Source organism: Actinoplanes flavus, from assembly GCF_017592555.1.
In the GTDB taxonomy this organism is placed as follows: Bacteria; Actinomycetota; Actinomycetes; order Mycobacteriales; family Micromonosporaceae; genus Actinoplanes; species Actinoplanes flavus.
In genome coordinates, this window is record NZ_JAGFNS010000064.1 from 1 (window position 1) to 13,619 (window position 13,619).

At 71.1% G+C, this 13,619-nt stretch carries 12 protein-coding genes and 1 pseudogene; 2 read left to right on the top strand and 11 right to left on the bottom strand.

Going from position 1 to position 13,619, the window contains the following annotated elements; translation table 11 throughout:
* The 10 genes from J5X75_RS43380 to J5X75_RS43425 all read right to left on the bottom strand — a co-directional run.
* Positions 1 to 1,813, bottom strand: a 1,813-nt coding sequence (locus J5X75_RS43380) for an ATP-dependent Clp protease ATP-binding subunit (RefSeq protein WP_208473578.1), incomplete at its 3' end; no start/stop codon positions are given.
* A gap of 347 nt (positions 1,814 to 2,160) precedes the next feature.
* Positions 2,161 to 2,517: a histone-like nucleoid-structuring protein Lsr2 gene (locus J5X75_RS43385; protein WP_183224411.1), complete on the bottom strand. Its 357-nt coding sequence runs from the start codon at positions 2,515 to 2,517 to the stop codon at positions 2,161 to 2,163.
* A gap of 95 nt (positions 2,518 to 2,612) precedes the next feature.
* On the bottom strand, positions 2,613 to 4,121 hold the full coding sequence (gene lysS / locus J5X75_RS43390; protein WP_208473579.1) for a lysine--tRNA ligase: 1,509 nt from the start codon (positions 4,119 to 4,121) through the stop codon (positions 2,613 to 2,615).
* A gap of 56 nt (positions 4,122 to 4,177) precedes the next feature.
* Positions 4,178 to 4,936 (bottom strand): type III pantothenate kinase, encoded by a 759-nt coding sequence (locus J5X75_RS43395; protein ID WP_208473580.1) that lies wholly within the window; start codon positions 4,934 to 4,936, stop codon positions 4,178 to 4,180.
* A 64-nt stretch (positions 4,937 to 5,000) separates the two neighbouring features.
* Positions 5,001 to 5,858: a carboxylating nicotinate-nucleotide diphosphorylase gene (gene nadC / locus J5X75_RS43400; protein ID WP_307798659.1), complete on the bottom strand. Its 858-nt coding sequence runs from the start codon at positions 5,856 to 5,858 to the stop codon at positions 5,001 to 5,003.
* Complete coding sequence (locus J5X75_RS43405) at positions 5,855 to 7,504, bottom strand: L-aspartate oxidase (protein WP_208473582.1); 1,650 nt, start codon at positions 7,502 to 7,504, stop codon at positions 5,855 to 5,857. Before J5X75_RS43405 ends, nadC begins: the two co-directional genes overlap by 4 nt.
* A 62-nt stretch (positions 7,505 to 7,566) precedes the next feature.
* Entirely contained in the window at positions 7,567 to 8,472 is a 906-nt protein-coding gene (locus J5X75_RS43410; RefSeq protein ID WP_208473583.1) for a septum formation family protein, read from the bottom strand.
* Positions 8,473 to 8,564: 92 nt separating this feature from the next.
* Complete coding sequence (panD, locus tag J5X75_RS43415) at positions 8,565 to 8,993, bottom strand: aspartate 1-decarboxylase (RefSeq protein WP_208473584.1); 429 nt, start codon at positions 8,991 to 8,993, stop codon at positions 8,565 to 8,567.
* Positions 8,993 to 9,826: a pantoate--beta-alanine ligase gene (panC, locus tag J5X75_RS43420; protein WP_208473585.1), complete on the bottom strand. Its 834-nt coding sequence runs from the start codon at positions 9,824 to 9,826 to the stop codon at positions 8,993 to 8,995. The genes panD and panC overlap by 1 nt, the downstream gene beginning before the upstream one ends.
* Before the next feature lie 55 nt (positions 9,827 to 9,881).
* The gene (locus J5X75_RS43425) at positions 9,882 to 10,739 is read right to left on the bottom strand and encodes a Rossmann-like and DUF2520 domain-containing protein (protein ID WP_208473586.1); all 858 of its coding nucleotides are present in this window, start codon (positions 10,737 to 10,739) and stop codon (positions 9,882 to 9,884) included.
* Positions 10,740 to 11,130: 391 nt separating this feature from the next.
* On the opposite strand from J5X75_RS43425, the gene J5X75_RS43430 reads away from it, so the two are divergent.
* Both J5X75_RS43430 and J5X75_RS43435 read left to right on the top strand, forming a co-directional pair.
* Complete coding sequence (locus tag J5X75_RS43430) at positions 11,131 to 12,111, top strand: SAM-dependent methyltransferase (RefSeq protein ID WP_208473587.1); 981 nt, start codon at positions 11,131 to 11,133, stop codon at positions 12,109 to 12,111.
* 17 nt (positions 12,112 to 12,128) lie between these two features.
* Positions 12,129 to 13,253: an NADH-quinone oxidoreductase subunit D gene (locus tag J5X75_RS43435; protein ID WP_238491018.1), complete on the top strand. Its 1,125-nt coding sequence runs from the start codon at positions 12,129 to 12,131 to the stop codon at positions 13,251 to 13,253.
* Positions 13,254 to 13,257: 4 nt separating this feature from the next.
* On the opposite strand, the pseudogene J5X75_RS43440 reads toward J5X75_RS43435, so the two are convergent.
* Positions 13,258 to 13,619 (bottom strand): annotated as a pseudogene (locus J5X75_RS43440) (hypothetical protein); the annotation flags it as partial.

Genomic DNA, 13,619 nt, shown 5'->3' on the forward strand with positions numbered 1-13,619 from the left:
CACCCTCGTCGTAACCCACGTAACCGGGAGGCGCACCGACCAGGCGGGACACCGTGTACCGGTCGTGGAACTCGGACATGTCCAGCTGGATCAGCGCGTCCTCGGAGCCGAACAGGAACTCGGCGAGCGCCTTGGACAGCTCGGTCTTACCGACACCGGACGGGCCGGCGAAGATGAACGAGCCGGAGGGGCGCTTCGGGTCCTTGAGGCCGGCACGGGTCCGCCGGATCGCCTTGGAGACGGCCTGCACCGCGTCCTCCTGGCCGATGACGCGCTTGTGCAGCTCGTCCTCCATGCGCAGCAGGCGGGAGGTCTCCTCCTCGGTGAGCTTGTAGACCGGGATGCCGGTCCAGTTGCCCAGCACCTCGGCGATCTGCTCGTCGTCGACCTCGGACACCACGTCCAGGTCGCCGGCCTTCCACTCCTTCTCCCGCTGTGCCTTCTGACCGAGGAGGGTCTTCTCCTTGTCACGCAGCTGGGCGGCACGCTCGAAGTCCTGCGCGTCGATCGCGGACTCCTTGTCGCGGCGCACCTGGGCGATGCGCTCGTCGAAGTCGCGGAGGTCCGGCGGCGCGGTCATCCGGCGGATGCGCATCCGGGCGCCGGCCTCGTCGATCAGGTCGATCGCCTTGTCCGGCAGGAACCGGTCCGAGATGTACCGGTCGGCCAGCGTGGCGGCCGCGACCAGGGCCGCGTCGGTGATGCTGATCCGGTGGTGCGCCTCGTAGCGGTCGCGGAGGCCCTTGAGGATCTCGATGGTGTGCGCCAGCGACGGCTCGCCGACCTGGATGGGCTGGAAGCGGCGCTCGAGGGCGGCGTCCTTCTCCAGGTGTTTGCGGTACTCGTCGAGGGTGGTGGCGCCGATGGTCTGGAGCTCACCGCGGGCGAGCATCGGCTTGAGGATGCTGGCCGCGTCGATCGCGCCCTCGGCGGCGCCGGCGCCGACCAGCGTGTGGATCTCGTCGATGAACAGGATGATGTCGCCGCGGGTGCGGATCTCCTTGAGCACCTTCTTGAGGCGCTCCTCGAAGTCGCCGCGGTAGCGGGAGCCGGCGACCAGCGCACCCAGGTCCAGCGTGTACAGCTGCTTGTCCTTCAGCGTCTCGGGCACCTCGCCCTTGACGATGGACTGGGACAGGCCCTCCACCACGGCGGTCTTACCCACGCCGGGCTCACCGATCAGGACCGGGTTGTTCTTGGTGCGCCGGGACAGCACCTGCATGACCCGCTCGATTTCCTTCTCCCGGCCGATGACCGGGTCGAGCTTGCCCTCGCGGGCGGCCTGGGTCAGGTTGCGGCCGAACTGGTCCAGCACGAGCGACGTGGACGGCGCGGCCTCTCCGGTCGCGGTGCCCGCGGCGGCCGGCTCCTTGCCCTGGTAGCCGGAGAGCAGCTGGATCACCTGCTGGCGGACCCGGTTGAGGTCGGCGCCGAGCTTGACCAGCACCTGGGCGGCGACGCCCTCGCCCTCCCGGATCAGGCCGAGCAGGATGTGCTCGGTGCCGATGTAGTTGTGGCCGAGCTGCAGCGCCTCCCGCAGGGAGAGCTCAAGAACCTTCTTGGCCCGCGGCGTGAACGGGATGTGCCCGCTCGGCGCCTGCTGCCCCTGGCCGATGATCTCCTCGACCTGCTGCCGGACCCCCTCGAGGGAGATGCCGAGGCTCTCGAGAGCCTTCGCTGCGACACCCTCGCCCTCGTGGATCAGGCCGAGCAGGATGTGCTCCGTCCCGATGTAGTTGTGGTTGAGCATCCGGGCCTCTTCTTGGGCCAGGACGACAACCCGTCGCGCTCGGTCGGTGAACCGCTCGAACATGCCCTCGTGCTCCTCACGTGCCGTGCGCCAATGAACTGGCGGGGCCAGCGCACGGGCATCGGTGATACCCGTGCAGTAACTCTATCGCCGCTGAGAGGCTCCGCCGGGCCCTCGCGCCCCTTGGAAACGATCCGCAACGTTGATTTAGCCAACTTCGCACGCTCAGGGGCTGTTCCCCCACCCGAACGTGTACGCGTACAGCGAAATCCTGCCGATCCACAGCCTGTGGACAACTCTGTCCACGCCTGTGGATAACCGTAGTGAGGTTGTGGGCGGACCGACGGGCAAACACGGAGAGGGCGCGCCGACCACGTGGTCGGGGCGCCCTCTCCGGGGTGGAACCGTGATCAGGCCCGGCCGGGGCCCTTCTGGTGGAACTCGTCCACGATCTCCTGCGGGATGCGGCCGCGGTCGGAGATGTCCTTGCCCGACTTCTTGGCCCACTCGCGGATCGCCTTGTTCTGCTCGCGGTCGGCGGTCGCCCCGCCCCGGCCACGCGCGGCGCGACCACCCACCACGACGCCGCCCCGGGCCACCTTCGTCCCGGCCTTCACGTAGGGCTCGAAGACCTCCCGCAATTTCGCGGCGTTCTTCTCCGAGAGGTCGATCTCGTACTGAATGCCGTCGAGCGCAAACTTCACGGTCTCGTCGGCGTCAACACCGTCGATGTCATCGACCAGCTTGTGAATGATCTGCTTGGCCACGCGCGGTTATCCTCCCGAACACAGGTTCTCTCCCCAGCAATGGGAGAACAATAACGCCAGGAGCGCATGACCCGTCAATGGCGGGTGGGTAATTGTTACTCCGGGCGGACCAACGGGAAGAGGATCGTTTCCCGAATGCCCAGGCCGGTGAGCGCCATCAACAGCCGGTCGATTCCCATTCCCATGCCACCGGACGGCGGCATTCCGTACTCCATGGCCCGCAGGAAATCCTCGTCCAGCTGCATCGCCTCGGGGTCGCCGCCGGCCGCGAGCAGCGACTGCGCGTGGAAGCGCTCGCGCTGGACGACCGGGTCCACCAACTCGGAATAGGCGGTGGCGAGTTCGAATCCGCCGACGTAGAGGTCCCACTTCTCGGTCAGGCCCGGGGTGGTGCGGTGGCCGGCGGTCAGCGGTGCGGTCTCCTCCGGGTAGTCCCGGACGAAGGTGGGCGCCTGGAGGCTGTCCGTCACCAGGTGCTCGAACAGCTCCTCGGCGAGCTTGCCGGGACCCCACTTCGGGTCGACCGAGAGCTGGACCTTCTCCGCGTACCGCTGCAACTGGGCCAGGTCGGTCCCGATCGTGACCTCCTCGCCGAGGGCCTCGGAGATCGCGCCGAAAAGGGTGATCTGCGCCCACTCGCCGCTCAGGTCGATCTCGGTGCCGTCGTGGTGGGTCACCACGTGCGATCCGGACACCGCGAACGCGGCCTCCTGAATCCACTCGCGCGTCTGGGCCTGCATGACGTTGTAGTCGGCATAGGCCTGATAGGCCTCCAGCATGGCGAACTCCGGCGAGTGCGTGGAGTCCATGCCCTCATTCCTGAAGTTCCGGTTGATCTCGAAGACCCGGTCGATGCCGCCGACCACCGCACGCTTCAAAAACAGTTCCGGGGCGATCCGAAGATAAAGATCGGTGTCCAGTGCGTTGCTGTGCGTCACAAACGGGCGTGCCGCGGCGCCGCCGTGCAGCAACTGGAGCATCGGAGTTTCCACCTCGAGGAAATTCCGGCGGAACAGCGACTCACGCAGGCTGCGGACCACGGTGGCCCGGGTACGCACGACATCGCGGGCCTGCGGGCGCACGATGAGATCGACATAACGCTGCCGGACCCGGGTCTCCTCGGAAAGCGGCTTGTGCGCGACCGGAAGCGGCCGGAGGGCCTTCGCGCTCATCGACCAGGAATCGGCGAGAACGGAGAGCTCACCCCGCCGGCTGGTGATCACCTCGCCGGTGACCGCGACCAGGTCACCGAGGTCGACCACGCTCTTCCAGTCGGCCAGGGACTTCTCCCCCACCTTGTCGAGCGAGAACATCGCCTGGATCTCGGTGCCGTCCCCGGCGCGCAGCGTGGCGAAACAGAGCTTGCCGCCGGTCCGTACGAAGATCACCCGGCCGGTGATCGACACCGTGTCGCCGGAGGCGGTGTCGGTGGGCAGGTCCGCGTAACGCGCGCGGATCTCGGCGATCTCGGCGGTCCGCGGGACCTCGACCGGGTAGGGCGGCACGCCCTCGGCGAGCAACCGGTCCCGCTTCGACCGGCGGACCCGCATCTGCTCGGGAAGGTCCTCGGCGGGGTCGATCGCTGGCGTGTTCTGCTCGGTCACGGCAAGACTTCCTGTGTAGGTCTGTGCTGGGGCCCTGAAAGCCTACTCAGCGGGGATCAGACGTTCCGCTCATATACCATCCGCAGCCCGATCAGCGTGATCATCGGCTCGTGCGCGGTGATCGTGCGGCATTCGTCCTTCACCAGCCAGGCCAGGCCACCGGTGGCGATGACCGCGCGGACCGGGCCGATCTCCTCGATCATCCGCTCGACGATCCGGTCGACCTGGCCGCCGAAGCCGAAGTAGAGCCCGGCCTGGAGGCACTCCACGGTGTTCTTGCCGATCACCGAGCGCGGCTTGGTCGGCTCCACCTTGCGCAGCTGGGCGGCGCGGGCCGCCAGCGCGTCGAAGGAGATCTCGATGCCCGGCGCGAAGGCGCCACCGAGGAACTCACCCTTCGCGCTGATCAGGTCGAAGTTGGTGGTGGTGCCGAAGTCCACCACGATCGACGGCCCGCCGTAGAGGGCGTGCGCGGCCAGGGTGTTCACCACCCGGTCGGCGCCGACCTCCTTGGGGTTGTCGATGGCCAGCTGCACCCCGGTCTTCACACCCGGCTCGACGATCACACTGGGCACGTCGCCGTAGTACCGCTTCAGCATGGTCCGCAGGTTGCGCAGCGCCGCCGGCACGGTCGAGCAGGCGGCCACCCCGGTGATCTCCACGGCGTCGCCGGCGAGCAGGCCCCGGAACATCAGGCCCAGCTCGTCGGCGGTCGAGGCGGCATCGGTCTTGATGCGCCAGTTGTGCACCAGCTTGTCGCCGTCGAAGGTCGCCAGCACGGTGTTGGTGTTGCCGATGTCAATGCAGAGCAGCACGCCAGGCCCCTAAAGAATCACAATCAAGACCCCTATTTTGTACGCGCAGCGACTCGCGCCGTCGTCAACGGGGACGGAGGTCCAGGGCGATGTCGAGGATCGGCGACGAGTGGGTCAGGCCGCCCACCGACAGATAGTCCACCCCGGTGGCGGCGTAGGCGGCCGCGGTGGCCAGCGTCAGGTTGCCGGTCGCCTCCAGTTCCACCCGGTCCCCGACCGCGCCGACCACCTCGGTGAGCTGCTCGGGCGTCATGTTGTCGCAGAGCAGGAAATCGGCGCCGGCCGCGACCGCCTCCTCCGCCTCGGCCAGGGTGGTCACCTCGACCTGCACCGCCACGTCCGGGAAGGTCGCGCGGACCAGCTCGTACGCGGCCGTGATGCTGCCCGCCGCGAGCTTGTGGTTGTCCTTGATCATGGCGACGTCGTACAGGCCCATGCGCTTGTTGGTGCCACCGCCGGCCCGGACCGCGTACTTCTCCAGCACCCGCAGACCCGGGGTGGTCTTGCGGGTGTCGAGCACGGTGGCCTTGGTGCCCGCCAGCTGATCCGCCCACTTCCGGGTGTGGGTGGCGACACCGGACATCCGGCACAGCAGGTTGAGGGCGGTGCGCTCGGCGGTCAGCAGCGCCCGGGTGGGGCCGGTGATCACGGCGAGCACGTCACCGCGCCGGACCCGGTCGCCGTCGGACGCGACCGCCTCGAAGGTGGCCGCCCCGGCCGACGTGACGGCGAAGACCTCGGCCGCCACGAGCAGGCCGGCCACCACGCCGTCGGCGCGGGCCACCAGCTCGGCGGTGTCGGTCTGGGTGGCCGGGATGGTGGCCTCGCTGGTGACGTCCCGGGCCGGGTCGCCGAGGTCCTCGGCCAGGGCGGTGAGGACGATCCGCTCGACCTCCACGAGATCCAGACTGGGGTCGATCACGCCATCTCCTCGAAGGTCTGGGTAAGCGCGCCGTCGGGGGCGACGGCGTCGAGCAGGTGGCCGCGCCATTCGTCGGCGGCGGCCGGGTGGTCCTCGCGCCAGTGGCAGCCGCGGGTCTCCCGGCGGGTGCGGGCCGACGCCACCAGCGCGGTGGCGACGGTGAGCAGGTTGGTGACCTCCCAGGCCGCGGTGTTCGGCCGGGAGCGCTGCTCGGCGAGGCGGGTCAGTTCCTTGGCGGCGGTGGCCAGCGAGTCGGCGGAGCGCAGCACCCCGGCCCCGCGGGTCATGGCGCGCTGCAACTCGGCGCGGATCGCCGGGTCGGCGACCCAGGCCGGGCCGGACACCGCGGCCCGGACCGGCTCGGCCTGCGGGGGCAGCTCACGGGCGATGTCGTCGGCGATCCGGCGGGCGAAGACCAGGCCCTCCAGCAGAGAGTTGCTGGCCAGGCGGTTGGCGCCGTGCACGCCGGTGCAGGCCACTTCACCGCACGCGTACAGCCCGTCGATGCTGGTCCGCCCGTGCAGGTCGGTCCGCACGCCGCCGGAGGCGTAGTGGGCGGCCGGGGCGACCGGGATCAGGTCGGTGGCCGGGTCGACGCCGGCGCCCCGGGTGGACGCCATGATGGTCGGGAAGCGGCCCTCCAGGAACTCCTTGCCGAGGTGGCGGGCGTCCAGGTAGACGTGGTCGGCGCCGGTGGACCGCAGCACCCGGTAGATGCCCTTGGCGACCACGTCGCGGGGCGCCAGCTCGGCCAGCTCGTGCTGCCCCACCATGAACCGCTCGCCGGCCTCGTCGACCAGGTGGGCGCCCTCACCGCGCAGCGCCTCGGAGATCAGCGGACGCTGCACCGAGGTGACGCCCGACGTGACGAACGAGGTCGGGTGGAACTGCACGAACTCGACGTCGGTGACCTCGGCGCCGGCCCGCAGCGCGAGCGCCACGCCGTCACCGGTGGAGACCGACGGGTTCGTGGTGGACGAGAAGATCTGCCCCATCCCGCCGGTGGCCAGCACCACGGCGCGGGCCAGCACCGCGCCGACGCCGTCCTCGCTGCCCTCGCCGAGCACGTGCAGGGTGATCCCGCAGGCCCGGCCGTCGGCCGAGCGCATCAGGTCCAGCACGAGCGCGTGCTCGACCAGGCGGATCCACGGGTCGCGGCGGACCGCGGCGTGCAGGGCGCGCTGCACCTCGGCGCCGGTCGCGTCGCCGCCGGCGTGCACGATGCGGTCGGCGCGGTGGCCGCCCTCGCGGGTCAGCATGAGCGAGCCGTCCGGGTTGCGGTCGAACTCGGCGCCCCGGCGGATCAGCTCCCGGATCCGGGCCGGCCCCTCCTCCACCAGCACCCGGACCGCCGCCGGGTCGCAGAGCCCGACGCCGGCGATCTCCGTGTCGTACGCGTGCGCCTGCGGCGTGTCCAGCGGATCCAGCACGGCCGCGATCCCGCCCTGCGCCCACCGGGTGGAGCCGTCGTCGATGTTGACCTTGGTGACCACCGTGACGTGCAGACCCTGCTCCCGCAGGTAGAGGGCCGCGGTCAGCCCGGCGATACCGGAACCGACCACGACGACGTCGGTGGTCTCGGTCCAGCCGGGCTCGGCGGCCGCGAGACGGCGGGGCAACGCCGGAAGATCGGCGAGAGGTGACATGTGTTTCAGTACACTCCGCGCCCACGGACCGGTCGAGCCGGGGGCACCGTCAGTGGCCATCGTTACTTGTACTGGACCGGGAGGGCCTTCGTCCCCTTGCCCTTGAGCGAGGTGGTCAGCTCGGACCCGTCCAGCCACAGATAGCAGCGGACCCCGTGATCGCCCTGCGCCCACACGTCGGCGTTGCCGGGCAGCGACACCACCCCCGTCCGGTACTGCAGATCGCGGTCGACCGGCACCCCGACGTACCCGGCGGCCACCGTGCGGCAGCCGTCGTGGAACTCCTCCCAGGCGGCGTCCCCCTTCGGGTACGCGGTCTCGGGCGGCGCGGTCCAGATCCCGGCGAATTCGGCGTTGTGCTTGTCCGTGCACTTCTTGGGCGGCATGCTGCTGATCGCCCCGGCGTCGTCCAGCTTGATGGCGTAGCAGGTCAGCAGCAGATCGGAGTTCTTGTCGGCGAGCGCGCCGCGGAGGCTGCCGGACCGCCGGGCCAGGGCGCCGTCGTCCTCGATCGAGTCGAGTTCCACCAGCTCGCAGCGGAACCAGCGGGAGCCGCCGTTCCAGGCGGCGGGCGTGGGGTGGGTGACGCCGATCCAGAGCCGGGCGTTCCGCCAGGGGCCGCCGACGTACCCGGAGGTCTTCTTGTCGCACTCCCGGTAGGCCGCCTGCGCGCCGGCCGACGTGCCGGCCGGTGGCTGCGCGGCGTCCGCCGCGGGCTTCGGGTACTCGCCGACGTGCACGGTCTCGGTGCGGTGCTCGACGGCGCAGTCGACCTCGTCGTAGGTGGAGCGCGGCCCGGAGACGGCGAAGTTGGCGAGGTGGCACGTTCCGGCGGCCGGCACGAACCCGGTGGCCGGGGCCATCGCGCCCCAGTCGTTGGTCAGATCGCCGTCGATGTCCCGGCCGGCGCCGCAGCCGGCCACACAGAGCAGGGCGGCGATTCCTGAGACACACAGGCGGAATCGCATGACCCCGTGCCTCCCGAGCAGCTCGGTGACATTATCCGATTTGCCGACTATATGGGCATCGGTGCCGCTCGGGAGGGGAGATCGGGAAAGAGCTAGCCGACCGCCAGGGTGAGGTCGCCGCGCACCAGGTCACCGGCCATTCCGGGGACCGCCTCGGCCGGGTCCGCGCCCAGCTCGACGATCCGGTTGTCGGCGTCCACGTGCACGACCCGGGGCTGGTAGGCCCGCGCCTCGGCGTCGTCCATCTGCCCGTACGAGATCAGGATGACCAGATCGCCCGGGTGCACCAGATGCGCGGCGGCCCCGTTGATGCCGATCACGCCGCTGCCCCGCTCGCCGGGGATCACGTACGTCTCCAGGCGCGCCCCGTTGGTCACGTCGACGATCGCCACCTGCTCACCGGGGATCAGGTCGGCCGCCTCGAGCAGGTCGAGGTCGACGGTGACCGAACCGACGTAGTGCAGGTCGGCCTGCGTCACGGTGGCTCGGTGAATCTTCGACTTGAGCATGGTCCGAAGCATCAGGCGTTCTTCTCCAGGGTCAACGGGACGTTGTCGATGAGCCGGGTGGTGCCGACCCGGGCCGCCACCAGCAGGCGGGCCGGGCCCTCCTCCGGGACCGGACCGAGATCCGGGCCGGTCAGTTCCAGGTAGTCCACGCGGACCCCCGGCTCGTCCGCCAAGATCTTGCGGGCGACGGCCAGGACCGACGCGGGGTCGCGCCGCGCGGCGCCCTCACGCAGAGCGCGGGACAGGGCCAGAGCGGACAGCCGCTGGTCCGGCGAGAGATACCGGTTGCGGCTGGAGAGCGCCAGGCCATCCCCTTCCCGTACGGTGGGCACGCCCACGATCTCGACGGGCAGCTCCAGGTCGCGCGCCATCCGCCGGATCAGCGCCAGCTGCTGGAAGTCCTTCTCGCCGAAGTAGGCGACATCGGCCCGGGTGAGCATCAGCAGCTTCTCGACCACCGTGAGCATCCCGGAGAAGTGGCCGGGGCGGCTGGCCCCCTCCAGGATCTCGCCGAGCGGGCCCGGATGCATGGTGATCGACGGCTGCCCGGACGGGTAGACGTCGTCCCGGCCCGGCGCGAACACCAGGTCGGCGCCCTCGGCCCGGCAGGCGGCGAGGTCCTCGTCCAGGGTGCGCGGGTACTTCTCGTAGTCCTCGTTCGGCCCGAACTGCAACGGGTTGACGAAGATCGTCACGACCACGAACGGGGACCGCTCCCGGGCCACCCGCATCAACCGCCGGTGCCCCTCGTGCAGGGCGCCCATGGTCATCACGACGGCGATCTCCCCGGGCGCGGCGTCCAGGGCGGTCGCCAGGTCGGCCCGGGTGTGCACCAGATTCGTCACGCTGTGCCCCCTTCCGTGCGCTCTCCCGGCCTTTGCTTCACCGCGGTGCGGTCGGTCACGCGTTGCTCCCCACCGCGGCACGGGACAGGACGTCCAGGAGGGCGGTGGCGTCCTGCGGGCGCAGCCGGCCGGAGGCGATCGCCCGGTCGGCGGTGCGCCGGGCCATCGCCAGGTAGGCCGGCACCGCCTCGGTCGGCATCCGGTCCAGGTGCTTGCCGACCGTGCCGGCGTCGCCCCGGGAGACCGGACCGGTCAGCGCGGCGTCACCCATCCGCAGCGCGTTCTCCAGCGCCGCGGTGAGCAGCGGGGCCAGCACCCGGCCGGGCTCGCCGACCCCGGCCGCGCGCAGCACGTCGGCCGCCTCGTTGACCAGGGTGACCAGGTGGTTCGCGCCGTGCGCCAGAGCCGCGTGGTAGACCGGGCGGGACTCCTCGGCGATCCACTCGGGCACGCCGCCCAGGTCGGCGACCAGCCGGGTGGCGAAGGCACGGTCCGGGGCGGTCACCCCCCAGGCGATGCCGGGAAGCCGGTCCAGGTCGGTGTCCGCGCCGGTGAAGGTCATCGCGGGGTGCAGGGCCATGCCGTTCACATCGCCCAGTACGCCCAGCCCGTGAGCCCCTGAGGTGTGCGCCACCACCGGGCCCCGGTGCAGCGCCCCGGTCCGGTCGAGGCCGGCCACCACACCGGCGAGCATGTCGTCCGGGACGGCGAGCAGCAGCAGGTCGGTGGCCGCGCGGGCCACCTCGTCGGCGGGGAGGATCGCGGCGTCCGGCAGCAGGCGGGCGGCACGCTCACGGGAGGCGGCGGAGACCGCGGCGGCGGCGACCACCCGGTGGCCGGCCGCGTTCAAGGCGGCGCCCAGCACGGCGCCGACCCGGCCGGCGCCCACGACGCCGACGGTCAAAGCTCTCATCTTCGGATCCAGTCCTCTGGTACGGGGTACCGGTCGTCGCCAGTATGCGCCGTATTCACACGGCCGTAGCAATGACGTGTGAGTTACCGCACGGGTGCCACAGGATGCCATCCTCCGTCCCACCGCAACCCCCCAACCCCAGCTGGCTCCCAGTGCTGTCTCGACGGCCTCGAGACAGCACTCACGACCAGCTGGACACGATCTTCACGGCTGGCTTTCAGTGCTGTCTCGACGGGCTTGAGGCAGCACCCACGACCAGCTGGGAGCCGAAACAGCCGTGGGGTCGGCTGGACCCACCACTCACGCCCGGATGCGGGCGCCACGGCCCGGTGTCGCACCCGGGTCGCGACCGCCCACGGCGGTACGGGTAGGCGTACGAAAGGATGGGTTCATGGGGTTGGGGTGGCGGTCGGCCATGCAGGCGGCGCTCTACGGAAGTGACGGGTTCTTCGTGCGGGCGAGCGAGGGGCCCAGTGATCACTTTCGGACCAGCGTGCATGCGTCGCCGCTGTTCGCCGGGGCGATCGCCCGGCTGGTCGTCTCGGTGGACGAGGCGCTCGGGCGTCCGGCCACGTTCGACCTGGTGGATGTGGGGGCCGGGCGCGGGGAGTTGATCACCGCGCTGCTGGCGGCGCTGCCGGCGGAGCTGGCCGGGCGGGTACGGGCCACCGCGGTGGAGATCGCGCCGCGACCCGCGGGGCTGAATGCCGCGGTGGGCTGGCGGCGGGACGTGCCGGAGCGGATCACCGGACTGCTGGTGGCGACCGAATGGCTGGACAACGTGCCGCTCGACGTGCTCGAGACGGACGGCGACGGGCGGCTGCGGACGGTGCTCGTGGACCCGGCGACCGGCGCCGAGACGCTCGGCGCGGAGGCGGACCCGGCTGATCGCCTCTGGGCCGACCGCTGGTGGCCCGGGAAGGGCCGGATCGAGGTGGGCCGGACCCGCGACACGGCGTGGGCGAAAGCGGTCGGTTCGATCGAGCGGGGTGCCGCGCTCTGCGTCGACTACGGCCATCTGAAAGCGGAGCGGCCGATCTTCGGGACGCTGGCCGGATTCCGGCAGGGGCGGCAGGTCCCGCCGGTGCCGGACGGCGGCTGCGACGTCACGGCGCACGTGGCGATGGACGCGGTGGCCGCGGCGGCCGGTGTTCCGCATCGGATGGTCCGGCAGCGGGAGGCGCTGCGGGCGCTCGGTGTGGACGGTGCCCGGCCGTCGCTGGAGACCGCCCGGACCGATCCGGCCGGCTATCTGCGGGCGCTCTCCGCGGCGGGGGCGGCGGCCGAGTTGACCGATCCGGCCGGACTCGGCGGACACTGGTGGCTCTGGCACGGTGTCGGCCTCGGCGACCATGGCACGATGCTGTGGTGACCGAGACGCTGCGGGAGATGACCGTCGGGACCGGCTCCGGGCTCGACACCGCCGACATGGTGCTCAACATCGGGCCGCAACACCCCTCCACGCACGGCGTGCTGCGGCTGAAGCTGACGCTGGACGGCGAGCGGGTGGTCGCCTGCGAGCCGATCGTCGGCTACATGCATCGGGGCGCCGAGAAGCTGTTCGAGGTGCGCGACTACCGGCAGATCATCATGCTGGCGAACCGGCACGACTGGCTGTCCGCCTTCTCCAACGAGCTGGGCGTGGTCCTCGCCGTGGAACGGCTGATGGGCATCGAGGTGCCGGAGCGGGCCACCTGGCTGCGGATGGCCCTCGCCGAGCTGAACCGGGTGCTCAACCACCTGATGTTCCTCGGCTCCTACCCGCTGGAGATCGGCGCGATCACGCCGATGTTCTACGCCTTCCGCGAGCGGGAGACGTTGCAGGCGGTGATGGAGGAGGTCTCCGGCGGCCGGATCCACTACATGTTCAACCGGATCGGCGGCCTGAAGGAGGAGGTCCCGGCCGGCTGGACCAAGCGGGCCCGGCAGGCGGTGGCCGCGGTCCGGCGGCGGATGCCCGACCTCGACGGCATCATCCACCGCAACGACATCTTCATGGCCCGCACCGTCGGGGTCGGCGTGCTCAGCGCGGAGGACGCCGCCGCCTACGGCGCCTCCGGACCGGTCGCCCGGGCCAGCGGACTCGATTTCGATGTACGCCGGGACGAGCCCTACCTCTTCTACGAGGAGTTGCAGGTGCCGGTGGTGACCCGTACCGCCGGGGACTGTCACGCCCGTTTCGAGGTGCTGCTGGAGCAGGTGTCCGTCTCCCTCGACCTGGTCGACGCCTGCCTGGACCGGGTGGAGCGGATCGGCGGCCCGGTCAACGTGCGGCTGCCCAAGGTGGTGAAGGCGCCGGAGGGGCACACCTACGCGTGGACCGAGAACCCGCTCGGGGTGAACGGCTACTACCTGGTGTCCCGGGGCGAGAAGACGCCGTGGCGGCTCAAGCTGCGGACCGCCTCCTACGCCAACGTGCAGGCGCTGGCCACGCTCATCCCGGGCTGCCTGGTGCCGGACCTGATCGCCGTCCTCGGGTCGATGTTCTTCGTGGTCGGCGACATCGACAAGTAGTCGTCTACCAGCTGTCCTGATTGCTGTAGCCGGGGTAGTTCGCGAAGTCGGCGAGGGTGCCGACGTTGGTGTCGTTCGCGGACGGGCGGTGGCGGCGGGCCTTGTAGTCGGAGGTCGGCTCCTCGTAGCCGTTGGCTCCGGCGTAGCCGTCGATGGCGCCGAAGTCGCCGTCCGGGGCCTCGGGGCGGCCGTACTGCGGACCGGGCCGGACCGCGGCGGCGGCGCGGGCGGGCGGGGGCGCCATCATGCCGTTCGGGCCGGGCGGGGGCGCCATCATGCCGTTCGGGCCGGGCGGAGCGACCGCGGCGGCGGCTCGGGGCCGTTGCGGCGGCGCGACGGCGGCGGCGGCGACCGGCGTGGCGCCGG

Bases quoted from the DNA above. Each gene is read 5' to 3' on its own strand.
- J5X75_RS43435 (WP_238491018.1), top strand. From the start codon at position 12,129: ATGACCGTCGGGACCGGCTCCGGGCTCGACACCGCCGACATGGTGCTC.
- J5X75_RS43425 (WP_208473586.1), bottom strand. From the start codon at position 10,739: ATGAGAGCTTTGACCGTCGGCGTCGTGGGCGCCGGCCGGGTCGGCGCC.
- J5X75_RS43410 (WP_208473583.1), bottom strand. From the start codon at position 8,472: ATGCGATTCCGCCTGTGTGTCTCAGGAATCGCCGCCCTGCTCTGTGTG.
- panD (WP_208473584.1), bottom strand. From the start codon at position 8,993: ATGCTTCGGACCATGCTCAAGTCGAAGATTCACCGAGCCACCGTGACG.
- J5X75_RS43430 (WP_208473587.1), top strand. From the start codon at position 11,131: ATGGGGTTGGGGTGGCGGTCGGCCATGCAGGCGGCGCTCTACGGAAGT.
- J5X75_RS43405 (WP_208473582.1), bottom strand. From the start codon at position 7,504: ATGTCACCTCTCGCCGATCTTCCGGCGTTGCCCCGCCGTCTCGCGGCC.